The 23,705-nt window shown below is 30.3% G+C and carries 23 protein-coding genes; 8 read left to right on the top strand and 15 right to left on the bottom strand.

What is annotated here, in order from left to right; all coding sequences use genetic code 11:
- Positions 1-15: 15 nt before the first annotated feature.
- From M3Z80_RS02175 to M3Z80_RS02150, 6 genes are all read right to left on the bottom strand, one after another.
- Entirely contained in the window at positions 16-1,368 is a 1,353-nt protein-coding gene (locus tag M3Z80_RS02175; protein WP_293917097.1) for an MATE family efflux transporter, read from the bottom strand.
- Positions 1,369-1,558: 190 nt separating this feature from the next.
- Positions 1,559-1,792: a hypothetical protein gene (locus M3Z80_RS02170; protein ID WP_293917095.1), complete on the bottom strand. Its 234-nt coding sequence runs from the start codon at positions 1,790-1,792 to the stop codon at positions 1,559-1,561.
- A gap of 17 nt (positions 1,793-1,809) precedes the next feature.
- Positions 1,810-2,061: a GlsB/YeaQ/YmgE family stress response membrane protein gene (locus M3Z80_RS02165; protein WP_293917094.1), complete on the bottom strand. Its 252-nt coding sequence runs from the start codon at positions 2,059-2,061 to the stop codon at positions 1,810-1,812.
- A 416-nt stretch (positions 2,062-2,477) separates the two neighbouring features.
- The gene (locus tag M3Z80_RS02160; RefSeq protein ID WP_293917093.1) at positions 2,478-3,740 is read right to left on the bottom strand and encodes a cation:proton antiporter; all 1,263 of its coding nucleotides are present in this window, start codon (positions 3,738-3,740) and stop codon (positions 2,478-2,480) included.
- 211 nt (positions 3,741-3,951) lie between these two features.
- A complete protein-coding gene (locus M3Z80_RS02155) occupies positions 3,952-4,896 on the bottom strand; it encodes an aldo/keto reductase (protein ID WP_293917092.1) in 945 nt (314 codons plus the stop codon).
- A gap of 63 nt (positions 4,897-4,959) precedes the next feature.
- Entirely contained in the window at positions 4,960-6,210 is a 1,251-nt protein-coding gene (locus tag M3Z80_RS02150; protein ID WP_293917091.1) for a CinA family nicotinamide mononucleotide deamidase-related protein, read from the bottom strand.
- Between the two features lie 306 nt (positions 6,211-6,516).
- Between M3Z80_RS02150 and M3Z80_RS02145 the strand changes: the two genes are divergently transcribed.
- Both M3Z80_RS02145 and M3Z80_RS02140 read left to right on the top strand, forming a co-directional pair.
- On the top strand, positions 6,517-7,182 hold the full coding sequence (locus M3Z80_RS02145) for an HAD family hydrolase (protein ID WP_293917089.1): 666 nt from the start codon (positions 6,517-6,519) through the stop codon (positions 7,180-7,182).
- A gap of 31 nt (positions 7,183-7,213) precedes the next feature.
- Positions 7,214-7,669: a DinB family protein gene (locus tag M3Z80_RS02140; RefSeq protein ID WP_293917088.1), complete on the top strand. Its 456-nt coding sequence runs from the start codon at positions 7,214-7,216 to the stop codon at positions 7,667-7,669.
- A gap of 86 nt (positions 7,670-7,755) precedes the next feature.
- Here the strand turns inward: M3Z80_RS02140 and M3Z80_RS02135 are convergent, their stop codons facing one another.
- A complete protein-coding gene (locus tag M3Z80_RS02135) occupies positions 7,756-8,682 on the bottom strand; it encodes a manganese-dependent inorganic pyrophosphatase (protein ID WP_293917086.1) in 927 nt (308 codons plus the stop codon).
- A gap of 197 nt (positions 8,683-8,879) precedes the next feature.
- Between M3Z80_RS02135 and ffh the strand changes: the two genes are divergently transcribed.
- Positions 8,880-10,226 carry a signal recognition particle protein gene (gene ffh / locus M3Z80_RS02130; protein ID WP_293917127.1) on the top strand — a complete coding sequence of 449 codons (1,347 nt, stop codon included), beginning with the start codon at positions 8,880-8,882 and terminating at the stop codon, positions 10,224-10,226.
- A 223-nt stretch (positions 10,227-10,449) separates the two neighbouring features.
- Here ffh and M3Z80_RS02125 read toward each other — a convergent pair whose 3' ends face one another.
- From M3Z80_RS02125 to M3Z80_RS02110, 4 genes are all read right to left on the bottom strand, one after another.
- Positions 10,450-11,061 carry a thiamine diphosphokinase gene (locus M3Z80_RS02125; protein WP_293917084.1) on the bottom strand — a complete coding sequence of 204 codons (612 nt, stop codon included), beginning with the start codon at positions 11,059-11,061 and terminating at the stop codon, positions 10,450-10,452.
- The gene (locus M3Z80_RS02120) at positions 11,054-11,620 is read right to left on the bottom strand and encodes a cob(I)yrinic acid a,c-diamide adenosyltransferase (RefSeq protein ID WP_293917082.1); all 567 of its coding nucleotides are present in this window, start codon (positions 11,618-11,620) and stop codon (positions 11,054-11,056) included. The genes M3Z80_RS02125 and M3Z80_RS02120 overlap by 8 nt, the downstream gene beginning before the upstream one ends.
- Before the next feature lie 111 nt (positions 11,621-11,731).
- Positions 11,732-12,493, bottom strand: coding sequence for a protein kinase family protein (locus M3Z80_RS02115; protein WP_293917080.1), 762 nt, complete (start codon positions 12,491-12,493; stop codon positions 11,732-11,734).
- Positions 12,490-13,239: a TrmH family RNA methyltransferase gene (locus M3Z80_RS02110; RefSeq protein WP_293917078.1), complete on the bottom strand. Its 750-nt coding sequence runs from the start codon at positions 13,237-13,239 to the stop codon at positions 12,490-12,492. Before M3Z80_RS02110 ends, M3Z80_RS02115 begins: the two co-directional genes overlap by 4 nt.
- Before the next feature lie 4 nt (positions 13,240-13,243).
- Here M3Z80_RS02110 and tamL point away from each other — a divergent pair, with 4 nt between their 5' ends.
- The 4 genes from tamL to M3Z80_RS02090 are packed head-to-tail and all read left to right on the top strand — an operon-like array spanning position 13,244 to position 18,596.
- On the top strand, positions 13,244-16,081 hold the full coding sequence (gene tamL / locus M3Z80_RS02105) for a translocation and assembly module lipoprotein TamL (RefSeq protein ID WP_293917077.1): 2,838 nt from the start codon (positions 13,244-13,246) through the stop codon (positions 16,079-16,081).
- 54 nt (positions 16,082-16,135) lie between these two features.
- Positions 16,136-17,284 carry a sensor histidine kinase gene (locus M3Z80_RS02100; RefSeq protein ID WP_293917075.1) on the top strand — a complete coding sequence of 383 codons (1,149 nt, stop codon included), beginning with the start codon at positions 16,136-16,138 and terminating at the stop codon, positions 17,282-17,284.
- 60 nt (positions 17,285-17,344) lie between these two features.
- Positions 17,345-18,073 carry an LPS export ABC transporter ATP-binding protein gene (gene lptB, locus M3Z80_RS02095; protein WP_293917074.1) on the top strand — a complete coding sequence of 243 codons (729 nt, stop codon included), beginning with the start codon at positions 17,345-17,347 and terminating at the stop codon, positions 18,071-18,073.
- Between the two features lies 1 nt (position 18,074).
- Positions 18,075-18,596 (top strand): TlpA family protein disulfide reductase, encoded by a 522-nt coding sequence (locus tag M3Z80_RS02090; protein ID WP_293917072.1) that lies wholly within the window; start codon positions 18,075-18,077, stop codon positions 18,594-18,596.
- A gap of 12 nt (positions 18,597-18,608) precedes the next feature.
- Here M3Z80_RS02090 and M3Z80_RS02085 read toward each other — a convergent pair whose 3' ends face one another.
- Positions 18,609-19,181 carry a DUF3109 family protein gene (locus tag M3Z80_RS02085; RefSeq protein ID WP_293917071.1) on the bottom strand — a complete coding sequence of 191 codons (573 nt, stop codon included), beginning with the start codon at positions 19,179-19,181 and terminating at the stop codon, positions 18,609-18,611.
- A 168-nt stretch (positions 19,182-19,349) separates the two neighbouring features.
- Between M3Z80_RS02085 and M3Z80_RS02080 the strand changes: the two genes are divergently transcribed.
- The gene (locus M3Z80_RS02080; RefSeq protein WP_293917069.1) at positions 19,350-20,618 is read left to right on the top strand and encodes an NAD(P)/FAD-dependent oxidoreductase; all 1,269 of its coding nucleotides are present in this window, start codon (positions 19,350-19,352) and stop codon (positions 20,616-20,618) included.
- 62 nt (positions 20,619-20,680) lie between these two features.
- Here M3Z80_RS02080 and M3Z80_RS02075 read toward each other — a convergent pair whose 3' ends face one another.
- From M3Z80_RS02075 to radA, 3 genes are all read right to left on the bottom strand, one after another.
- Positions 20,681-21,067: a bactofilin family protein gene (locus tag M3Z80_RS02075; protein WP_293917068.1), complete on the bottom strand. Its 387-nt coding sequence runs from the start codon at positions 21,065-21,067 to the stop codon at positions 20,681-20,683.
- 17 nt (positions 21,068-21,084) lie between these two features.
- The gene (locus M3Z80_RS02070) at positions 21,085-21,954 is read right to left on the bottom strand and encodes a peptidoglycan DD-metalloendopeptidase family protein (RefSeq protein ID WP_293917067.1); all 870 of its coding nucleotides are present in this window, start codon (positions 21,952-21,954) and stop codon (positions 21,085-21,087) included.
- 261 nt (positions 21,955-22,215) lie between these two features.
- Positions 22,216-23,571 (bottom strand): DNA repair protein RadA, encoded by a 1,356-nt coding sequence (gene radA / locus M3Z80_RS02065; RefSeq protein WP_293917066.1) that lies wholly within the window; start codon positions 23,569-23,571, stop codon positions 22,216-22,218.
- Positions 23,572-23,705 lie beyond the last annotated feature (134 nt).

Genomic DNA, 23,705 nt, shown 5'->3' with positions numbered 1-23,705 from the left:
ATCTATATTAGTTTATCAGGATTTCGGTTTAGTAAATTCTTTGTATTGTTTAAGCAGCATAATTGCAGCCAAAATAGTAGCGAAAAAATCTGCTGCAGGCATACTTATCCATATTCCTGCAATACCAAAAAATCTAGGGAGAATTAATAGAAAAGGGATTAAAAACAAAATTTGACGTGTTAATGACAAAATAATAGCCTTTTTAGCCATTCCTATACTTTGGAAAAATGTTGAAGTAACGATTTGAAAACCTACAATGGGATAGCAAATAAAAACTATTCTCAGCCCTAGAGATGCAATATCGATGAGTTCTTTATCAGTTGTAAATATGGAAGCTACCGCATGAGGAACAGACTCAACTATAATAAATCCTGTACACATGATTAGGGTTGCAATTAATATCGTTTTTTTTAATACTTCTGTAACTCTCGAATATAATTTTGCTCCGAAATTATATCCGGCAATAGGTTGCATACCTTGATTTAGTCCCAATACAACGGTTACAAATAGAAAAGCGATCCTATTAACAATTCCATAAGCTCCAACGGCAAGATCTCCTCCGTATTTTAATAATCCCTGATTTATAATTATCACAATAACAGATGCAGCAGCATTCATTAAGAAAGGAGACATACCAATCGATAAAGAGTCTTTTACTATATATTTATTTAATTTAAATATGCCTTTTTGAATATGAATAAAATTATTCTTATCGCAAAATAAATAGATCTGCCATATTAATATAGTTGTTTGTGAAATGATAGTTGCATATGCGCTTCCCTGGATACCCCAGCCAAATACAAATATGAATAAGGGATTTAAAACTAGATTTATGAGTACTGTAAATATGGTTGCATACATAGACTGTTTGGGTTTCCCGGAAGAGCGCAACATTGAATTTAATCCGAGATACATATGAGTGATCACGTTTCCTGACAGAATTATAACCATGAAATCATGGGCATAAGGAAGTGTTTTTTTGCTGGCACCGAAAAAGTATAATATAGGGTCTAGAAATAGTAAGGAAACAATAGTAAAGGAAATACCAATAATTAAATTCATAATGAATACGTTTCCTAAAATGCTGTTTGCCGTAGTATAATCCTTTTGGCCTAATCGGACAGAAAGTAAAGTAGCGGCACCGGCTCCTACAAGAGAGCCGAAAGCAGCGGCAAGATTCATGAGGGGAAAGGTGATAGCTAATCCGGAAATAGCCAATGGTCCGACTCCATGTCCTATAAAAATGCTATCGGTAATATTATAAAGAGAGGAGGCTATCATTGCTATGATAGCAGGGATGGCATATTGCTTTAATAATTTTCCAATATTCTCAGTTCCTAATTCAATAGGAGTACCGGTTAATCTCATATTTTAGTTATCTTAATTTTAAAAGGTTATAAAATTGTCAAATGAAGTAAATAGGTCGCGCTATAAAATTAATAATTTTTTATATAATGTGATTATACACACATAAATAAATATACTGCATTAATGAACACTAAATAAAATAGCAGCTAATAAGCTGCTACATGGATGTATTGTTGGATTATTTCATTGTTTAATCTTCTTGAATAAGACTTTCACCTTTTTCCCCATACTTTTTTGCTCTATCTTTTAGATATTCAGCCTCATTTTTACCCACATCAACCATATTGTTTAAATTTTTCTTAGTTTTAGAGGTAAATTTATTTAGTTCATTAGATACTTGATCGAAAAAACCATCTTCTTGCATCTTTCTGGCGATATATCCAATAGCTGCACCCAAGAAAGTTCCTAAAATTATTTTTTTCATGACATTTTATTATAAGGTTATTTTGTTCTAAATAATGATATAATCCATAAAAGGGCTACAGAACCAATTACAGACATTAAAAGCATTCCTAATTTACCACCACTGGAAAAACCAAATAGGCTGTAAATCCATCCGCCGAGTATACTTCCAATAAGACCGACAAGCAAATTGACAAACATGCCGAAGCCGCTTCCGCGCATAATTCTTCCTGCAATAAAACCGGCTATAATTCCAATAATTATAGACCATAAAATACCCATTCCTTGCATTAATATAAAATTTTTATATGTTTTTAATATTTTTTGTTAATGAAAGAAGTGTAATTATCTTGTAGTTTTTTTATATCTTAAACAATAAATATGCCATCTAAATCACATTTTAATGTGATTATTTTAGAATATTATAAAATAAACTTATTGTGAGATAAATCACATAAACTAAAATGAAATTGGTTCTTATTGAATGAAGATTCTTAAATTCTTACTAATTATATTAAATAAATAAGGATATAAATTGGTAATGTAAATAACTTTAGATAAAATTTTTTATAATAAAATTTACAAAACTGTAAATAAGATGGGGCGCAGTATTATATAAAAAAAGTAACAGTTTTTACTAAAAAACAGTTACTTTTTCTATAGTTTAAATTGATATCATTTAAAATATCGAATATATAAACTGTATACTATTGTATATCTTTAGCTACTTTTCCAACAGTTAATCCTTGTACTAAAATAGAAAATACGACTACTACATAAGTAACGGCTATAATAGTTTCCTTATAATCACTGTCTGGAACGGTAAGCGCTAAAGCTATTGAAACACCACCTCTTAATCCTCCCCAAACCAATACAGCAATAGTTCCTTTACTGAACTTTTCTTTAAAAGGAATAATTATTGTAGGGATTTTAATTGAAATGTATCTGGCAAATAAAACTATAATAATGCATATAATACCTAAAAGCCAGTAATGAATCAAATCATCAATAAGTAAAAGTTGAAATCCCATAAAAAGGAATAAAATAGCATTCATAACCTCATCTATCAATTCCCAGAAGTACCCTACGCTGCTTTTTTCAGTAGTTCCTAATTTTCTTCTTGATTCTCCTATGATTAGTCCGGCACCTACCATAGCAAGTGGCGCAGAGGTATGCAACGATCTAGCTATAAGATATCCTCCCATAACAACGGCCAAGGTAATTAATACAGAAACTTTATAATCGTTAGAAGTTCTTATGGCATAGGCAGCAAGGTAACCAAGTGCAGTTCCTAATAATAAACCGCCTATAGCCTCTCTTAAAAATAAATCAAATATATGGGCAAATGATAAATCCATATGTCCGGTAGCCACAACAACTGGGTTATTAGCAAGATTCGCTAATATTGCAAATAACACTACGGCTACCCCATCATTAAGCAATGATTCTCCGGCAATTTTGGTTTCTAATGATTTTGAAACATTAGCCTGTTTCAATATACTTAATACAGCAATTGGGTCTGTAGGTGAAATTAATGCTCCAAAAAGTAAGCAATAAATTAAAGGTATTTCGGTATGTACATTTATAATCGGAAGAAGGTAATTAGAAGTGTAATAAAGTCCTGTTCCCACTACTATCGCAGATATTATCACTCCCAATGTGGAAAATATTATTACAGGAAGCCTTTGCTCTTTTAAATCTGACATATTAATATGTATAGCTCCGGCAAAAAGCAGGAAATTTAACATACATCCCATCAATATTTCAGTAAAATCAAATCCTTTGATTAGGGAAGCAATATCATTTAAAGGTTTTGAAGTAAGACTCCCTAAAAGAACTAAAATAATTGACATAATTAATGCGATGATCATAATTCCAATAGTAGATGGAAATTTTAAAAATCTAACATTAATATATGAAAAAATAGCAGCTAAAATAATAAGAATTGAAAATGAGTAGTATAATTCCATGAAATTAAATAAAATTTTTTGCAAAGATAAGAAATAAAATTAGAGTAAAAATAAAATGAAAATAGTAAACCAATTTAAAAAATGAAAAAATTATATATTTATATTATAATTCCAATTAATATAGTTTGATTATTTTATAAAAATAAAAAAGCGTTCAGTTTTTTGAACACTTTTTTTATTTGAGGAGATTAGGTTTTTATGAGTTCAGAGGTCATTTACTCGCATCGTTCAAGGCCGTAATATCTTCTTTGGAAAGCTGTAAATCCACGGCTTTTAATATGTCTAATTGTCCTAGTTTGGAAGCACTTGCAATTGGAGCGGTCACACTGGGTCTTTGAATGATCCAAGCTATGGATACTTGAGCCGGTGTAGCGCTATTTCTTGCAGCTACATCTTCTAAAGTTTTAATAATTCTCAAACCTCTATCATTTAGATATTTTTTTAATCCTTCTCCTCTTTTGCTTTTATTCAAATCTTCTTCTGAATGATATTTACCGGTTAGAAAACCACTTGCCAAAGAATAATACGTCATAACCCCCAACTTATATTTTTCAGCTAACGGTTCATATTCCTTTTCATATTTCTCACGATCATATAAATTATATTCTGGTTGTAATACTGAATAGGAGGGAAGGTTATTGGTTTTGCTTATTTCTAAGGATTGTAATATTCTTTTTGTAGTCATGTTGGAAACGCCTATATAACGTATTTTACCTTCTTTGATCAATTGTTGATAGGCCTCTAGAACTTCTTCAATAGATGTGTCAGGGTCATCAAAGTGAGTAAAATATAAGTCTATATAATCAGTTTGTAAACGTTTTAACGATTCTTCAATCTCTGAGAGAATGTATGATTTTTTTAAGCCTTTATGAATACTGTCTATTTCTCCACCTACTTTAGAAGTAATTACTAACTTGTCTCTGTTTCCTCTCCGATTAATCCATTTTCCAATGATCGTTTCGGATTCTCCTCCTTTATTTCCGGGTACCCATGCAGAATATACATCAGCCGTATCAATAAAATTAAAACCTAATTCTGTATATTGATCTAATAATTCAAAAGAAGTATTCTCATCGGCAGTCCAACCAAAAACATTCCCTCCAAAAGCAAAAGGATAAACTTCTAAATCAGTCGGACCTAATTTTCTCTTTTCCATAATCATATGATTTAATATGTCTGTATAAAATCTAAAATTATACCAAATAAATACAGAAAAGTGTCATTTATTTTTTACAATTTTAAAGTAAATCATTTCTAGTGCCTTATTAGTAATCCGGCTAATCATTTCATCTCTTGTTACGTTAGGATAATAGTACTTTGTTGCATATGTTTTTCCATTCATATATAAACCTACATAAGCCAATCCTACAGGATCATTAAATTCATCGGATCCTGGACCGGCTATTCCTGTAGTAGAAATGGCAACCGTTGAATTAAACAAACTAGCACATTTATTAGCCATTTCTTTTGCTATTTCTTCACTAACTACTTTATGAACATCGATGTAAGATTCGGGAATTTGTAAAATACTTTCCTTGATTTTTGAACTATAAGCTGTTATACCTCCTTTGTAATAAGAAGAAGATCCAGCTAAATAAGTAATCTTGTGGGAGATATTTCCTCCGGTAATACTTTCTGCTACTGACAAAGTCAGATGGTTTTTTGTAAAGAAATCTGCAATGATTTCAACAATATTTGTAGTTTGGACAGATATAAGGTTTTCCTTGAGTATTGAAGATAGCTTTTCAATTTCATTGGTTATAGCCTTTTCCAATATTTCTTTATTATTTCCCTTAGCGCTAAGTCTAAGCTCAATTCGCGCACCCGATGGTAAATACGATAGTGATATGAAATCAGGTAGGTGGCTTTCCCAATTGTTCAAGGTAATGGCTAAATCACTTTCAGGATAGTTAACTACGATTACGGAACGTCTTACAATATAAGGTAATTTATATTCCTTTTTTATTTTTGGAATTATAAATTCATCAATCATAGCTTGAGTTTCATAAGGTACTCCGGGTAAATTAATTAATACCTTATTAAATTTTTTTGTCCATAAAATTGGAGCGGTGCCGTATCGATTTATGATAACTTCTGAACTTGAAGGAACCATTGCTTGTTTTTTAGTCAAGTCATTCATAGTGCGACCATTAGTGCAATATAATTTCGTAATGAAATCTAAAGTTTTTTGGTTTAGAATCAATTCGTCGCATAAAAAGTTAGCAATGGTCTGTTTGGTTCTGTCATCCTTAGTAGGGCCTAATCCTCCGGTAGTTATTATAAAATCATTATCAGAAGCAAAAGCGTCCGTTAATTTTTTTATAATTGAATTCGGATTATCGGAAATAGTTGAAATCTGGCTGACAGAAATTCCTATTTGGTCAAGTTTTTTAGCAATAAAATTAGAATTTGTATCTAAAGTTCTCCCGGAAAGAATTTCATCTCCAATAACAATAATATAAGCTTTCATTACATCGGTTTTTAATTAACAAAATTAGATAATTTTATGAAATATTTGTATAGATTTTATAGTATTATATTTTGTAAACAATAAATATTTCAATATTAGCAGTCAATCAAGCAAATAATTTGTATATAAGTAGACCTATAAGATACAGGTAGGTAGTAAACAAAGAAATAATCAGCCATAGAAATAATATTTCTTAAATTTGAGCTTTTAATTCTACCTATTATTTAGAAATTTTATCGTAATTCTAAAAAAATGAAAATTATTTGATGCAAAACATTTACAGTAAATACACATAAAATAAACTTTATGATAAACACAGTCATTTTTGATATGGACGGGGTAATCGTAAATACGGAGCCCATTCATGAATTATCATTTAAAAAGCATTTTAAAGATATCGGATTGAATATATCACAAGAAGAATATGAGACCTTTAGAGGATTATCAACGAAAAATTTATATCAAAATTTAAAACAGAAATATGGATTAAAACAAGGAATTGAAGAATTGGTTCAGCAAAAAAGGGATATATTCAATAAAATTTTCCAAGAAGATGAGGAACTCGATTTATTGCCAGGGGTAAGAAATCTTATTGAAGATTTATATAGAAATAATTTTCAAGTAATATTAGCTACATCTTCTGCAAGAGTAACTTTAACAAAAGTTTTAGACCGATTCCGATTATTTCCTTATTTTAAACATATCGTAAGTGGTGAAGATTTTCCAAAATCCAAACCTGATCCGGCTATCTTTTTGGAGGCAGTTAGATTATCAGGTCAACCCAAAGAAAATTGTATAGTCATAGAAGACTCGACTAACGGAGTTATTGCAGCCAATAAAGCTGGAATATTATGTGTTGGTTATCAGAGTGATGCTTCAGGTAATCAAGATTTGTCTACTGCAAATTTGATAATAAATGATTTCTCAATGCTAAATTCCAATAATATCGATTCAATTTTTTTAATTAAATAACTTTAATATATTTGTTTAAATTCTTTTTAAAGTGAAAAAAAATTTTGAAATTCTTAGAACCTATCGCAGATCATTAGTAAAAGAAATTGATGATTTAGATATGGATCAAATACAAAAGATTCCGAAAGGTTTTAAAAATAATATATTTTGGAATGTTGCTCATATATTGGTTTCTCAACAAATCTTGCATTATACGATGTCAGGACTGACCCCGCTTATAACCAATGACTGGATTGAAAATTATCAAAAAGGAACTTATCCTAGATTTATAAATACAGAAGACGAAATTCAATATTTAAAGGATAAACTTATTACTTCCATTGACCAATTAGAAAGTGATTATAATGAAAATAAATTCATATCGTACACGAAATATGAATCTCAAATGGGATTTGAAATTTCATCAATTGAAGATGCTATAACTCTTAACAATACTCATGAAGCCATGCATTATGGAATTGTTATTACTATGAAAAAGCTAGTTTGATAAAGGTATCTTTTGTAAAGAATATATAATAAAAAACACATACATGAATTCTGTATGTGTTTTTTATATAAAATATATTTTATAATTTAAGATAAGGCTTCCGTAATCTGAGGAATAATTTGCTTTTTACGAGAAACCACTCCTTTTAGGATTGCTTCGCCGTTACTTAATTTAACTCCAAACGCCTTTTCCGCAGCAGATGCAGCATTTCCCATTGCTAATATTTTAGAATCACTATCTAAAATATTAGTAATTACCAATAAGAAGAGATTGTATCCCTGAGTATTTATTTCCTTGGAGATAGTATCTTCAATACTGTCTTTTTTAGAAAAGACATCATCGTAATCGATAGTATTTACTTGAGCAACACGTATTTTATTTCCGTTAACTTCGAAAGATTTAGCATCAAGAGAAATCAGTTCTTCAGCAGATTTATTTGAAAGATTAGTTCCGGCTTTAAGAAAATCTAGTCCGTATTTTTCAGCTTCAATTCCTGCAATTTTTGCCAATTCTTGAGCCGCATTAATATCTTCTTGTGTGCATGTCGGAGATTTAAATAACAAAGTATCGGAAATAATTCCGGATAACATCAACCCTGCTATAGCAGGTGGAATATCAACGGAGTTTTCCTTGTACATTTTCAGAATTATAGTTTGAGTGCATCCTACCGGCTCGGCGCGATAATATAAAGGAACCGAAGTATGAAAATTTGCAATACGATGGTGATCAATTACAGCTAATATATTTAATTCTTCGATATCTGAAATAGATTGTTGGAATTCATTATGGTCTACCAATATGATATCTTTGGTCTCATCAGAGGCTCTGGAAATAATTCTTGGAGCGTTTATTTTAAAATAATCAAGAGCAAACTGGGTTTCCTCATTAGGGGTACCTAGAGCAACTGCCTCTGTATTTTTACCTAAACTATTTTGCAAATAAGAGAAGGAAATAGCAGAAGTAATTGTATCTGTATCAGGATTTTGATGCCCTGTAATTAATACTTTATTCATGATAGATAAAATTAGATGTTTTTTTAAATCATGTATTTATAAATAAACATGTTGTTTTTATATTATTTAATACAAAAGCAAATATACATTTTTAAACTTTTTTTGCAAAGAAACGTACATTCTAATTACTTACTGTATTACATATTTTTAAATTAACTAAAACTTTTATATTTTTGCAAATATTACAAGTAACGGATATGTTTCAGAATTTACAAGATAAATTAGATAAAGCACTACATAACATCAGCGGACGTGGAAAGATTACCGAAATAAATGTTGCAGAAACCGTAAAGGAGATTAGAAGAGCTTTGGTTGATGCAGACGTTAGCTATAAAGTTGCCAAAGATTTAACCAAAAGAATCCAAGATAAGGCTTTGGGGCAGAATGTACTTACTTCAGTTACACCTGGTCAACTTATGGTTAAGATCGTACACGATGAATTGGCCGATCTAATGGGAGGAGAAAATGTCGGAATAAACTTATCCGGGAATCCTTCAGTGATATTAATAGCCGGATTACAAGGTTCCGGTAAAACCACCTTTTCAGGGAAATTAGCCAATTTTCTAAAAACAAAAAAACAAAAGAAAGTTTTGTTAGTAGCTTGTGACGTTTATCGTCCGGCAGCTATTGATCAATTAAAAGTTTTAGGAGATCAGATAGGAGTAGAAGTATATACTGAACTTGACAATAAAAATCCGGTTGAAATATCCAGCCATGCTATAGAATATGCTAAACAAAATAGATTTAATGTAGTTATAATCGATACGGCTGGACGTTTGGCAATAGATGAAAATATGATGAATGAAATCAGAAATGTTCATCAGAAAGTTAAGCCTGACGAAACCTTATTTGTTGTAGATTCCATGACAGGACAAGATGCAGTGAATACAGCAAAAGCTTTTAACGATGTGCTGAACTATGATGGAGTAGTATTAACTAAATTGGATGGTGATACTCGTGGTGGAGCTGCTTTGACAATACGCACAGTAGTTCAAAAGCCGATCAAATTTATTTCTACCGGAGAAAAAATGGAAGCGTTAGATATTTTCTATCCGTCTCGTATGGCAGATCGTATTTTAGGAATGGGGGACGTGGTATCTTTAGTGGAAAGAGCACAGGAGCAATTCGATGAGGAAGAAGCGCGTAAGCTACAGAAAAAGATAGCTAAAAACCAATTTGGTTTTGATGATTTTCTAAATCAAATAAAGCAGATTAAAAGAATGGGAAACATGAAAGATTTGCTTGGAATGATTCCCGGTGCAGGAAAAGCTTTAAAAGATATTAATATAGACGATGATGCTTTTAAGCATATTGAAGCATTGATTTATTCCATGACACCGGAAGAAAGAAGAAATCCGGCAATCATTACAACTTCCAGAAAGAACAGGATAGCTAAAGGGAGCGGAAGAAGCATACAAGATATCAATCAACTGTTGAAACAGTTCGAACAGATGAGTAAAATGATGAAGATGATGCAAACTCCACAAGGTAGGATGATGATGCAGGCTATGGCTAAGCAAATGTCAGGAGGAAAACCCTTTTAATAGAGGTTTACCCATTATAATATTTTAATAAGGACCAATGTAAAGCTTCTATAATCATTTATTTTTTTAAATGATTTAGAGCTTTATTTCCTCAATAAAAATTAAAATTCACATATCATAATAATAGTTTCTTTATTCTTCATATTCAATAATTTGATTTCAATGACACATTTTCAAGAATAAGAATAAAAAATATTTTATTCTCAGATATAAGTTGAGAATATCATTTACCAATATAAATAAGAAGTTCCCCTTTAGTATAACAAATACTAACTTTATCATCACAGGCGACATTACGTGTCCCTATCCTTTGAGGTAATAGGAGTGTTTCTCCGAATAACGGATATTGTAATCCTTGAGTATAAATATTTTTAGCCTCAAAAAAAGGAATTAAAGAAATAATTTTCCCTTTTACCCCTTTAAGCTTAGTTTTCTTATTGGAAAAAAAGAATTTTGAAAAATCATCGTAGAAGGTTATTCGAAGTTTATTTTTAAAAAATAAAGCGGTAGACAAATTTCCTATGAAATGATCGCTTTCTTTTCCACTTCCTCCATATACATCTACTTCTAATATATTTTGTTTTAATAAAAGCTCTAATGCCTTATGAAAATCAGTCTTATTTTGATCCGGCGTTTCAATTATTTTAATTGACGAAGTAATATTTGATGAATTAATACTATCCAAATCCCCTGATATATAAGTTACAGACAAAGGAAATTTATTAACATATCTTGTGTATGAACCATCAGTACATGTAATAATTGAATAAGACTCAAGATCTTTAGGTATTTTCTTAGGTTTTTTTCCGTTTAAAAAAAGAAGTGCTTTACTCATTAGGATTCCATGGGATTTCTTTGTTATTCGCTAAATACCCGAAATATCTGGCAAGAACAAATAGATAATCGGATAATCGATTTAAATATTTTATTATAAGAGGCCGAATTTCATCAGCTTCACTTAAAGTCACTGTGCTTCTTTCTGCTCTTCGGCAAATAGTTCTTGCAACATGAGAAGTAGAAGTGGCGATATTTCCAGTGGGAAGAATAAATTGCTTCAGAGGAGGAACCTTTTCACTCATAATATCTATCCATTGTTCCAATAAAAATATTTTTTTATCGGAAATCAAACAAGAAATTTTCGGTTTTTCGTTTGTAGAAAACATTCGATCAGACGGAGTTGCTAATTCAGCGCCAATATTAAATAAAGTATTTTGTATCACATGGAGCTGTTCATCAATTTCCTTATAAGAATTATAACTTCTAATAAGTCCTATATAGGAATTTAATTCATCTACCTCACCACAAGCTTGAATTCGAATGTGGTTTTTTGTTACACGCTTTCCACCATATAATCCAGTGGTACCATTATCTCCGGTTTTCGTATATATAATCATAGATATGCATTGATATTTTTAACTATTAGTAAAAAAGTTAAAACTTAGAGTATTTAAATTTATTATTCTTTAAAAGACTTTTGAAAATAGTTCTTTGGAGAAAACCAAGGATTAGGTTTTACCTAAAATTTTTTTTATTTTTTTCTTTCTTTCCTTTTTTTTAATAAATATAGTGTTTTTTTTATGCAATTGATCAATTATAAAATTATAATTTGTATTACTATAATAAGAATATTCCTTTGCGATAATAGGAATCATTTCATCAGTTAATGATAATCGAATAAAATTTTGAAGTCTTTGATCTAAAGATAAAGGTTGAAATTTCATTCTATTCAAATCAATTAAATAAAAAATATATGACTCTTTTTCTTTTTTTATCAAAACATTCCCGGGAGAAAGGTCTTTAAATAAAATATCATTCTCATGAATTTTAAATACAAATTGGGTAAACTCTTTAATTATTAAATCCCAATCAGTAAACATGTTTTTTTGTTCAATTAGTTCCCGAAAAGTAAAATCGTAATTAAAATAATTAGAAAAATAAAAAGAATGTTCAATTCTAGATAAATTGAATTCTTCAAAATAACCGATCGGTTTTGGTGTATTTATATTTTTAGAACTTAAGATTTCAGCATGGATAAAAGATCGATACGCTTTAGATTTCCTAAAGCTTGCATATGCAATTTGATTAATAAAATGCGGTTTTTTAAAAGATTTAACAGCTAAAGTGCCTAATATCGGATGTACGATTTTACGTAGAGTGTTTCTTTCTTGAAATATTATCTCTCCTAAAGAATCAAAATCTTCAATTATTTTATAAAAAATATCGGTATAACAGTCATATTCACTAGAAATATGGGCTTTCCATTTCATATTTTTTTAATTTTTAATTTTTCAATTCTGGAGAAAAATTCACTCAATATAATCCCAGTGGACATGGCAACATTAAGGCTTTCTGTTTTTTGTTCCAAGCCAAATCTCGGTATGGTAAGTGTTTGATTACACAATGTTTTCATTTCTTTTGAAACTCCATTTCCTTCATTCCCCATTACAATATAAAAATTTTCAGGTAAATTAGTAGTATAAAGATTTTCACCCTTCATATCTGTTCCCAATATAGGGATTTTTGAATGAGATAAAACGTTGTAAATATCTGTATAAACTACATTTACTCTGCTCAATGATCCCATGGCCGCTTGTACCGTCTTCGGGTTATAGGCATCGGTAGTTCCTTTACTGCATAAAATTTGTTTTATTCCATACCAGTCTGCAAGCCGAATTATTGTTCCAAGATTTCCAGGATCTTGGATTTCATCCAATACCAATTGAATCCCACTAATTGCTTCGATTTTATTCGAAGGAATTTCCAATAAGGCTAATGCATCATGCGGTGTAGTTAAAAAACTAATTTTTCTTAATTCTTCTGTACTAATAATTTGGTACTGATACTCTTTTAGGAAAGAGATCGGGACAGTACTGTAAATACTTTTTATAGAAAAGTTTGAAAAGATAAATTCTTTAATACTTTTTATACCTTCGACCACAAATAAATTATATTTTTGTCTATATTTTTTTTTTGCAAGAGACTGAATAATTTTAATTTTACTGGCAGACATCATAAAAATGAAATTAAGATACAATATTATAGTAAAATTATTGATTTTTGTTCAACTGTTTCTCATTTTTTCATGTAGAACTAATAAAGTACCTAAAAATGGACATTTATTCATTGATAATAAGTATAAATATGTTGATAAAAAAGGAAAACCATATTTGGATAAATACGGAAATCCATTTTTAAATAAAAACGGGAAAGAAATCCTTAATCAATACAAGGAACCATTTGAGGATGAATTAGATGATTATGTAAAACAAAAGTCCAATAAAAAAATACTCTTCACAGTTCCGCTGGGGCTATGGCTTTATGATTTATCAAATCCGGCATTTGATTCAATATATGCGGAATATTATCAAGTAGGTCAGAAACAAAGAAAACAAAAATTGCTTGATTCTCTTTATATCAAGTATAAATTACAAAAATATGTGGGCAAATCAAGATGGTTTGACCGTTTCTTTTATAATAATGGAGAAGCACCCGTTTTAGTGGATACTGTGATATCAAAAACTTCATCAAAAAATATAGAACAATATTTTAAAAACAGGGGATGGAGAAAATCAAATGTTAGTGACACCATTATTACATCAGGAAAAAAAGCCCATGTACAATATACTATTCGACTAGGTCGTCCCATGATCATGGATACTATTATATATGATATTGCCGATGAAATGAAAGACGATTTATATCATCGTTATTTGAATAGAAGAAGACAAGCTGGAACTCGAAAATCACAATCAGGAGAATTATCAAAAGAAGAATATATTTCGAATTTTTTCAGTAGAGGTTCATTAGTGAAGAGAGGGGATAGGTTAGATGCTTATGTGATTGAAAATGAGATTTCTCGTTTAGAAAATCGATTTAAAAATATGGGTTATTATCGTTTTAACGAACTTAAAGATGAAGTGATCTATTATGTAGATACAGCCAAAAATGTTTATGATGTTCCAGTAAAATTATCAATCAAAAAAAGTCAGCTAGGAGATGTTACAACCAATCAAAAGGATGATACCATTAAAAAGGATTCTTTAGTACATAAATTTAAAAGATTTAAATATAATAAAATAAACGTATCTCTTATAGATAATGAAGCCGATGAAAAAACAACCTCTATTGTGGATTCTAGCTTTTATGTAACTAATAAAAAATTTGTCAAGCTGGTAGATGGCAAGAAAACTAAAGTTATGGTAAAAGATACCATTGCGTTTATTGTAAACCATTTAGGGGATAAATACAAAAATAGAGTTTTAGCAGATATGTTGGCCATTGAAAAAGGGCATTCATATAACTTAAATGCGGAAACTCGTACCAGAAGAAATATATATAAAGTAAATAATTTTAATATCTTAGGCTTTAATACCGTTCCGGAAAAAGATTCAGATTCTACCTTAATCTCCAATATTATTCTTTCACCTATGGATAAATATTCCTATGAATTAGGATTTGAGGCATTTACATCAGGCGTTGCAAATTTTGGAATTACTCCAAACCTTACCTTTACAGCAAAAAACCTATTCGGTGGAGCAGAGAACTTAAGTGTCAGCTTTGGAGGTTCATTAGGAAATATTCAATCAAAAAAGAACAATAATAAACTCTTTAACGCTTCCGAACTTTCAGTACAGGCAAGTTTGTCTTTTCCTAAACTTATATTGCCTATCAATGCAAAAAACATTATCCCGAAAGCATGGGGACCTTCTTCCGCTATTTCAGTGGGATATAATGCACAATACAATATAGGATTAGATAAACGAAGCTACAATACAGGATTATTATATAATTTTAATCCAACACGATCAACAATACATCAAATTACTTTATGGAACTTACAGTATACACAGTTTTTAAATCCGAATAACTATTTTAATATATACGAACAAGATAGTAGAGTAAGAGATGATGTCTATAGTTTATACTTTAAACAATATCCATCCGCTAAAGAAGAATACGAGAAAAATCATAATGACAATGATTTATTATTTCAAATACAAAATAATATAGATTTTCAAGATTATTTAAGAACAACGGATTTGAATCTTGCGAACAGCTATGATCTAATGGAATTTAGACGGTACCGATTTACACAAAATGTATTGATTTCATCATTCAAATATGATTTTACCTATGACCAAAGATTAGGGTATTTTACCGGAAAACATCCATTTTATATGAAAGCGCAAGTAGAATTGGCGGGTAATATGTTGTCATTATTTAATAAAACGCTCAAAGACTTTACCACATCCAATAATAAGACTATAAAACAAATATTTGGTGTTCCGTATTCACAATATGTCAAATTTGATATAGACCTTAGAAAATTCTGGATTTTTACTGGCAAAAGATCATTTAATGCAAGACTTTTTAGCGGAATTGGGATACCTTACGGAAATTCTTTCAGTATGCCGTTCGACCGAAGTTATTCTGTAGGCGGCCCCAGTGATGTGCGTGCTTGGAAAGCGTTCGGTTTCGGTCCGGGAACATCAAAATTAGGAGGAAAAAATGGATATGAATTAATAGCTATTGATAATTTTAAGTTATTAACTCAGCTTGAATATAGGTTTCCTTTACCAAGTAAAGGATTTGAAGGAGCTTTATTCACAGATGCAGGAAATGTCTGGGGAATTAACAAAAATTCTCTTAACAAGTTTGATATAAAATCTTTTTATAAAGAATTGGGAATAGGAGGAGGATGGGGAATTCGTTGGGATATAAGCAATTTCATTATACGATTTGATTTTGCCTATAAATTTCATGATCCCAGAAGGGATGAAAACGATCGTTGGTACTTTAAATATATTAATTTGCTTAAGCCACAAGTTAATTTTGCTATTGATTACCCTTTCTAAATTAATAAATAAATTTCGTAAACGTTTAATATATGAAAGCAAAAAATTCTGATAATGAAATTTTTTAAAAGCGTTAGATTACGAAATTGGGCTGGATATGCATTAGCACTTTGTGTGGCATTGTTTATTATACTTTTTTCTAACAGTAAAGTAGAAGAATTAAAAAATGAAGAATCTGTAAAGATTGCCAATTATGCTAAAACCTTGGAATTATTAAACACAGAAACGGAAATTCCTCCGAACACACAATTCTTTTTGGTACAGCTTATTGAGCAAAATACAACCATCCCCGTTATATTAGTAGATCAGAAAGGAAATTATATTGATTCCAAGAATGTTAATAAAAAAATTATTTCCGATCCATTAAATTTAAAAAATGAGTTGAATGAAATGGAGGAATCATACAATCCCATTCTTATTAATTTACCTTTTGGCAATCAATATGTATATTTTAAAAATTCAGTACTTCTAAATCAGCTAAGATATTATCCATTTGTATTAATAATATTAATAGTATTATTTGTATGGTTTACTTATTGGTACTTTAAAACCATAAAAAAGACAGAACAGGGCTTACTTTGGGCAGGCATGGCTAAAGAGACTGCACATCAAATTGGTACGCCGCTTTCTTCGATAATGGGATGGTTAGAAATATTAAAAGGGGAAAATATAGATCAAAAACCGGTACGGAATATAGAAAGAGATGTACATCGATTGCAAAGCATAACGGAGAGATTTTCAAAAATAGGCTCGACTCCTTCACTCAACAAAGAAGATATTGTAGAGGTTTCCCGCCAAGCATTTATGTATCTAAAGAAAAGAATGTCAAAACAAATTATTTTTGAATTCCAAGCTCCCGAATATCCTATTTATCTCTCATTGAATCACACTTTATTTAGTTGGGTTATTGAAAACCTCATCAAGAATTCAGCCGATGCTATGAAAGGAGAAGGAAAAATCAAATTTCAAATTCAAGATAATAAAAAAAACATTTTTATAGACATTTCTGATGAAGGAACAGGAATAGAGTCTAAAAATTTAAAAAAAATATTTAAACCCGGTTTTACCACTAAAAAAAGAGGGTGGGGTTTAGGATTATCGCTGGCTAAGAGGATTATTAAGGATTATCATTATGGTAAAATTTTTGTTCAAAATTCCCAAATTAATAAAGGGACAACCTTTAGGATTATTTTGAAAAAATAATTTATAAAAATTTTAAAAAGTGATAGGTAAAAACGTAGCATTTTAATTACTTTTGAACTTATGATTTTACGAGGAGAACATTTAATAAAAACATACGGAAACAAAAGAGTAGTCAAAGATGTTTCATTAAATGTAAAACAAGGCGAAATAGTAGGGTTATTAGGACCTAACGGTGCAGGAAAAACAACATCCTTCTATATGATTGTAGGATTAATAAAGCCTACACAAGGTAATGTTTTTTTGGATAAGATCAATATAACCCGAGATGCTATGTATAAAAGAGCACAGAAAGGAATTGGTTATTTAGCCCAAGAAGCATCTATATTTAGAAAATTATCCGTAGAAGATAATATTGTCGGGGTGTTGGAAATGACCAAACTTTCAAGAAAAGAACGGAAAAAAAAGGCTGATTCGCTTATAGAAGAATTCGGTTTAGAACATGTTAGAAAAAATAGAGGAGACTTACTATCAGGAGGAGAAAGAAGACGTTGTGAAATAGCGCGCTGTTTAGCTACAGACCCTAAATTTATTTTATTAGATGAACCCTTTGCAGGTGTAGACCCTATAGCAGTAGAGGATATACAAAAAGTAGTTCGCTCATTAGTTAATAAAAATATAGGAATATTGATAACAGATCACAATGTTCAACAAACACTTGCTATTACAAACAGGACTTATATAATGTTTGAAGGAAATATTTTGAAAGAAGGATATCCCGAAGAGCTAGCAAATGATCCGGTAGTTCGTCAAGTATATCTGGGTGAAAATTTCAGATTCGAAAAAATATAAGATGAAAACAATTGTAACAACTATATTTTTAGGTATTTTTAATACCATAATTTTCAGTCAACAAATTCCGCAAATTTCCAAAACGGAATTTTCACAAGAGGCTTTACAGGAAGAAGTCATTGATACAGATAACAATGAAATAACGATACAATCTATAATTGACAAACATAAGGGAAAAGTAATGGTAATCAAGTTTTGGGCATCGTGGTGTAGAGATTGTCTTTTGGAAATGTCTAATTCGAATGAGCTTAAAGAAAAAAATAAGAAAGTTGATTTTATTTATTTATCATTAGATAAGAATTTCGATACGTGGAAAAAAAGTATTAGTAAATATGAATTAAATTCCGGCGAGAATTATTGGTTTTCATCAGGTTGGAAAAACTCATTTACAGAATATATTGAATTAAATTGGATACCTCGTTATATGGTCCTAGATCAAAATGGTACTATAGCAAAATATTATGCTATAGCTGCCAGCGATATCGAACTTCAGAATACTATCAATAGTTTACTTGAAAAATAAATACAAGCAAATTTATTGAATTTCCAGAAGTTTTTCGGCTTCAATCAATTGATTGTACCAATTTTCACCGAATTTTCTTATTAAAGGTTCCTTCAAAAATTCGAATACTTTAACATTAAGTTCTTTACCCAGAGAGCAAGCATCCTTACATATATACCATTCATCATAATTAACTGCGATATATTTTCTCAATTTTTGCAGGCGTACAGGATATAAATGACAAGATATGGGCTTTTTAAAATTTATTTTACCATCCTCATAAGCTTTTTCAATGGCACATTTTGCAGCATTATTCTCATCATATATTACATAGGCACATTCTCTACCCTCAATTAAGGGCGTTACATAATCGTCATCAAGATCCGTAGTATATTTACCCTCTTGTTCAATGGCCTTTCTCCCTTCCTTTCTTAGGTAAGGAGATACATGAATATAAATATCTTCAAGGATTGAAAGTTCCTCCTCATCGAGAGGAGCCCCCGAATCACCCTCAACACAACATATCCCTTTACATTTATTAAGATTACAAATAAATTGCTTTTGAAAAACATCTAAAGAAATTATAGTATCTTCTATCTGAATCATATTTTATGAAAATAAATTCAAAGATAGCATTAAATTTTTATTAAAAGTTTAAATAAAATTATAAAAAAATTTTAACTTTGATAAAATGTATGCTATACATTTTTTTAGTGTTCTTGAGAAATAAATGTGTTTGTAACAATACGTTAAATTAATTTTTTAGTGCAAATTATGAAAAAAATAGTATTAATAGGTGGAGGTTTTGCTGGGATTAACATTATTACCAGGTTAGCCAACAACTCTAATTTTGAAATTACCTTAGTTGATAAAAATAATTATAATTTTTTTCCGCCATTAATATACCAAGTAAGTTCCAGTATATTGGACCCTGCAGCAATAAGCTATCCCTTCCGAAGATTTATCAGACATAAAAAGAATGTCAAGTTCCGACTAGGTGAATTATTGGAAATAAAACCAGATGAAAATAAAGTAATATTGTCTAATGGAGAATTAGAGTATGATATTCTTATTTTAGCAACGGGAACCCAAAGTAATTATTTCGGAATGGGAAATTTGGAAAAGTATGCCTTTCCAATGAAAACTTTAAACGATGCATTACTACTGAGAAATATACTTCTAGAAAGATTAGAAGCAGCTAGCAGAGAGACTGATTTAGAAGAAAAGAAAAGATTTTTATCTCTAGTTATAACCGGTGGAGGGCCGGCAGGAGTTGAAATAGCCGGAGTAATTCGAGAAATTATCAATTACATTGAAAATGTTGATTATAAAGATTTAAAAGGACAAATTCAAGTATATTTAGTTGAGGGTAGTCCTGCACTTCTCGGTCCCATGAGTGATAAGTCTCATAAAGAAGCATATCATGCTCTTGATAAATTAGGAGTTAAAATTTTGATAAATACACAAGTTAAAGATTGTGATGAAAATGCGATTTATTTCTCCAATGGTGAAAAAATAGAAACCAAAACTATCATTTGGACAGCAGGGGTTACTTCAAGAATTTTTGAAGGAATACCTAAAGAAGTTTATGGAAGAGGAAGACGTATGCAAGTAGATGCCTATAATAAAGTTCAAGGATTTTCAAATATTTATGCTGTTGGAGATACCTGTATAATGACTGCCGATCCGAATTTTTCCGGAGGACATCCTCAACTTGCGCAAGTAGCAATGCAACAAGGGAAAAACTTAGCAGATAATTTAAAGAAACAAATAACTAATAATAATCAAAAACTAAAAGAGTTTCGTTATAAAGATAAAGGGTCCATGGCGGTTATTGGAAGAAATAAGGCTGTAGCCGATCTTATACATCCCACCTTATTTCTAAAAGGATTTCCCGCATGGGTTATTTGGTCATCCATACACCTTATATCGTTAGTTTCTATAGGTAACAGGCTGAATACATTATATCGCTGGTTAACCATATATATATCTAAAAATTCCTCATTAGGAAGTGCCTATAAAATAGGAGATAAAAAATCCTAAAACGAAAATTTTAAATTTTCTTTATTAATCATAGCTTTAGGGTTTTTTATAAAACCCTAAAGCTATGAAACATCCTCATTAGATATAGAACTTGAATTTTGTTCCATACTTACGGTGCCTTTATATGAGGCACCATTTTCAACTTGGAAACTTTTTACTAACATGTTTCCAATGATCGTACCCGAATTTTTTAGGCTTAAATTATCAACATAGATATCTCCTTCAATCTTGCCGTATACAATAAGTTCTTTGGTTCTAATATCTCCTTTAATATTTCCATTCTGGCCTATAACCAATCCGGATAAGCTATTTATATCCCCTAATGCTTGACCATCAATTCTTATAAATTCTTTACATTCTATACTTCCTTCAACTTTACAATCTTCGGCAATAATAGTGGTAATATTATCCGTAGATATATCAAGAGCAGTAACTTTTTTTTTGAACATAGTAGTTTATTTTTTAATTAATTTATATCTAAATAATTATTAGGATTTTCTTTTTCTTTATTGTATATAATTTCGTAATGAACATGAGGTCCTGTTGAGCGTCCGGTACTTCCTAGTTGACCAATAACGTCTCCAGCTTTTACAGTCTGTCCTTCTTTAACATTAATCTTGGATAAATGACCATATAAAGTTTCGTATCCAAAATTATGTTTTATAATGATGCAGTTTCCATAACCACCTCTAACATTTGCAAAAATAACTACGCCATTAGCTGTAGCATGAATAGGATCCCCAATATTACCGGCAATATCTAAACCCGGATGAAATTCAGAACCTGTTCCTTTTTTCATTGGATTACCTCTTACGCCAAAATTAGAAGTAATTCTTCCAATATGAGGAAGACCTATAGGGACATATTGTATTTTTTTTAAAATGTCAGAAATTCTTTCTTTTTTATTCTCAATCAAATTTAAGTTAGAATCGTTGACAGGATAATATTCTCCCCCCATATTATCAGTATTATTTAATTTAATTTCGGAAGTTGGTAGCGTTTTAACCTGACGATCTTTGAGATATTTTTCGATCTTAATCAACGACTTTTCAGCCTCATTAAGATTTAGAATCATTTCATTAAGTTTTTTAGAATCCAATTTGCTCTCAAGATTAGAAATTTTAACATGTAAATCTTCTTTTTGATTATAAACATAGCTTACATAACTAATCAATCCGGCAACAAGACAAAATATGACTATAAAAGACAATAAAATTATCTTTTTATAAAGAAAGAAATTTTTAATATGCTTGTTTTTCACGGAAAAAATTCTTGATTCAAAAGAGTTCTTATCAGTAATAATTATAGTAGAATATTTTGATGTATCTTTATTCATAGTTTTAGTATAATTATAGTGGTAGTGCAACAAATATAAAAAAAATAAAAACTATAAGTTACATTTAAACAGTGTGTTTAACATTAAATTAATAAAATTAAAACAAAATTAAATCTGCCGCTAAGATAATAAACTATATAAGAATAAATCTCTTTGATTAGATTAATTAAATATCACTAAAAAAAATTACATTAAATAAAACAAAATAACGTTAAAAAATTACCATTAATTGAATGTACTAGTATTTTCAATTAAATTCAATTAAAACAATAATCTATAAACATCTTCAACTTTAGAAACTAATTCAATCCTGATATTATATTTCTTATAATCAATCTTATTATACTTAGAAATGAAAATAACATCATAACCAAGCTTTTCGGCTTCGGTAATTCTCTGTTCAACACGATTAACAGCCCTTATTTCACCACTGAGTCCTATTTCACCTGCAAACAAACAATTATCAGGCAAAGAAATATCCTCATTAGAAGATAGAATAGAACAGATAACGGCTAGATCTATAGCAGGATCATCCACTCGTATACCTCCAGTAACATTTAAAAATACATCCTTAGTTCCCAAATGAAAACCTGCTCTTTTCTCTAGAACAGCTAACAACATATTTAACCGTTTTACATCAAAACCCGTCGTAACCCGTTGGGGAGTTCCATAAACAGCTGTTGATACCAATGCTTGAATTTCAACCAACATAGGGCGTAAGCCTTCCAATGTAACAGCGATTGCATTGCCCGACAAACTTTCATCTTTTTTAGATATTAAAATTTCAGATGGATTTTTTACTTGACGCAATCCTGAAGTAAGCATTTCATAAATTCCAAGTTCAGAAGTAGAGCCATATCTATTTTTATTTGCACGTAAAAGACGATATACATAATTTCGATCTCCTTCGAACTGAAGGACCACATCAACCATGTGCTCTAAAATTTTAGGACCGGCAATAGATCCCTCTTTAGTTATATGTCCAATTAAAAATACAGGCGTAGATGTTTCCTTAGCAAACTTAATCAATTCGGAGGCGCATTCTCTAATTTGAGATATACTTCCGGGTGATGACTCTATATAAGAAGAATGAAGAGTTTGGATTGAGTCTATAACCAAGAGCTCAGGCTTTAGTTCATGAGCTTTTTTTAAAATCTTTTGGGTCGAAGTTTCAGTTAAAATATAACATTCGGAGTTTGTAATGGAAAGTCGATCCGACCTCATTTTTATTTGATTACTACTTTCCTCGCCGGAAACATATAGAACTTTTCTAGGTATTTGTAAAGAAATTTGCAACAAAAGAGTGGACTTACCAATTCCGGGTTCGCCTCCAATTAATATTACACTACCGGGAACGATTCCTCCCCCCAATAAATGGTCTAATTCCGAATCATTTGATAAGATACGATATTCATCTTTTGCTTCTATTTCATGTATTTTATATATTTTATTCTTATTAATAGGAGAACCATCATAAGACAAAGAATTATTCGGGCCTTTATCGATAATCTCTTCAACAATGGTATTCCATTCACCACATACTTTGCATTGACCTAGCCATTGAGAATATTGTGTTCCGCAATTTTGACAAAAGAAAGTAGTTTTAGCCTTAGCCATAATTATAGATGTGTATTACATTTAATACAAAGATAGTCTTTATTAAATTACTACATATAGTCTAACATCCTAAAATAATAAAAGAATAAGTTATAATATAAATATGAATGGGGGAGGAATTAAATGAAGGATTG

This window comes from Apibacter sp. (genome assembly GCF_025291155.1).
Lineage (GTDB): Bacteria > Bacteroidota > Bacteroidia > Flavobacteriales > Weeksellaceae > Apibacter.
Note: the sequence above shows the minus strand (reverse complement) of the source record. Positions and strands in the feature narration are given on the sequence as shown.

Excerpts from the sequence above, each read along its gene's own strand:
- M3Z80_RS02090 (WP_293917072.1), top strand. The coding sequence starts at position 18,075 with ATGAAAACAATTGTAACAACTATATTTTTAGGTATTTTTAATACCATA.
- M3Z80_RS02155 (WP_293917092.1), bottom strand. The coding sequence starts at position 4,896 with ATGGAAAAGAGAAAATTAGGTCCGACTGATTTAGAAGTTTATCCTTTT.
- M3Z80_RS02080 (WP_293917069.1), top strand. The coding sequence starts at position 19,350 with ATGAAAAAAATAGTATTAATAGGTGGAGGTTTTGCTGGGATTAACATT.
- M3Z80_RS02075 (WP_293917068.1), bottom strand. The coding sequence starts at position 21,067 with ATGTTCAAAAAAAAAGTTACTGCTCTTGATATATCTACGGATAATATT.
- radA (WP_293917066.1), bottom strand. The coding sequence starts at position 23,571 with ATGGCTAAGGCTAAAACTACTTTCTTTTGTCAAAATTGCGGAACACAA.
- M3Z80_RS02175 (WP_293917097.1), bottom strand. The coding sequence starts at position 1,368 with ATGAGATTAACCGGTACTCCTATTGAATTAGGAACTGAGAATATTGGA.
- M3Z80_RS02125 (WP_293917084.1), bottom strand. The coding sequence starts at position 11,061 with ATGAGTAAAGCACTTCTTTTTTTAAACGGAAAAAAACCTAAGAAAATA.
- ffh (WP_293917127.1), top strand. The coding sequence starts at position 8,880 with ATGTTTCAGAATTTACAAGATAAATTAGATAAAGCACTACATAACATC.
- tamL (WP_293917077.1), top strand. The coding sequence starts at position 13,244 with ATGAAATTAAGATACAATATTATAGTAAAATTATTGATTTTTGTTCAA.
- M3Z80_RS02170 (WP_293917095.1), bottom strand. The coding sequence starts at position 1,792 with ATGAAAAAAATAATTTTAGGAACTTTCTTGGGTGCAGCTATTGGATAT.
- M3Z80_RS02100 (WP_293917075.1), top strand. The coding sequence starts at position 16,136 with ATGAAATTTTTTAAAAGCGTTAGATTACGAAATTGGGCTGGATATGCA.
- M3Z80_RS02070 (WP_293917067.1), bottom strand. The coding sequence starts at position 21,954 with ATGAATAAAGATACATCAAAATATTCTACTATAATTATTACTGATAAG.
- M3Z80_RS02085 (WP_293917071.1), bottom strand. The coding sequence starts at position 19,181 with ATGATTCAGATAGAAGATACTATAATTTCTTTAGATGTTTTTCAAAAG.
- lptB (WP_293917074.1), top strand. The coding sequence starts at position 17,345 with ATGATTTTACGAGGAGAACATTTAATAAAAACATACGGAAACAAAAGA.
- M3Z80_RS02165 (WP_293917094.1), bottom strand. The coding sequence starts at position 2,061 with ATGCAAGGAATGGGTATTTTATGGTCTATAATTATTGGAATTATAGCC.
- M3Z80_RS02150 (WP_293917091.1), bottom strand. The coding sequence starts at position 6,210 with ATGAAAGCTTATATTATTGTTATTGGAGATGAAATTCTTTCCGGGAGA.
- M3Z80_RS02115 (WP_293917080.1), bottom strand. The coding sequence starts at position 12,493 with ATGAAATGGAAAGCCCATATTTCTAGTGAATATGACTGTTATACCGAT.
- M3Z80_RS02135 (WP_293917086.1), bottom strand. The coding sequence starts at position 8,682 with ATGAATAAAGTATTAATTACAGGGCATCAAAATCCTGATACAGATACA.
- M3Z80_RS02160 (WP_293917093.1), bottom strand. The coding sequence starts at position 3,740 with ATGGAATTATACTACTCATTTTCAATTCTTATTATTTTAGCTGCTATT.
- M3Z80_RS02120 (WP_293917082.1), bottom strand. The coding sequence starts at position 11,620 with ATGATTATATATACGAAAACCGGAGATAATGGTACCACTGGATTATAT.
- M3Z80_RS02145 (WP_293917089.1), top strand. The coding sequence starts at position 6,517 with ATGATAAACACAGTCATTTTTGATATGGACGGGGTAATCGTAAATACG.
- M3Z80_RS02110 (WP_293917078.1), bottom strand. The coding sequence starts at position 13,239 with ATGATGTCTGCCAGTAAAATTAAAATTATTCAGTCTCTTGCAAAAAAA.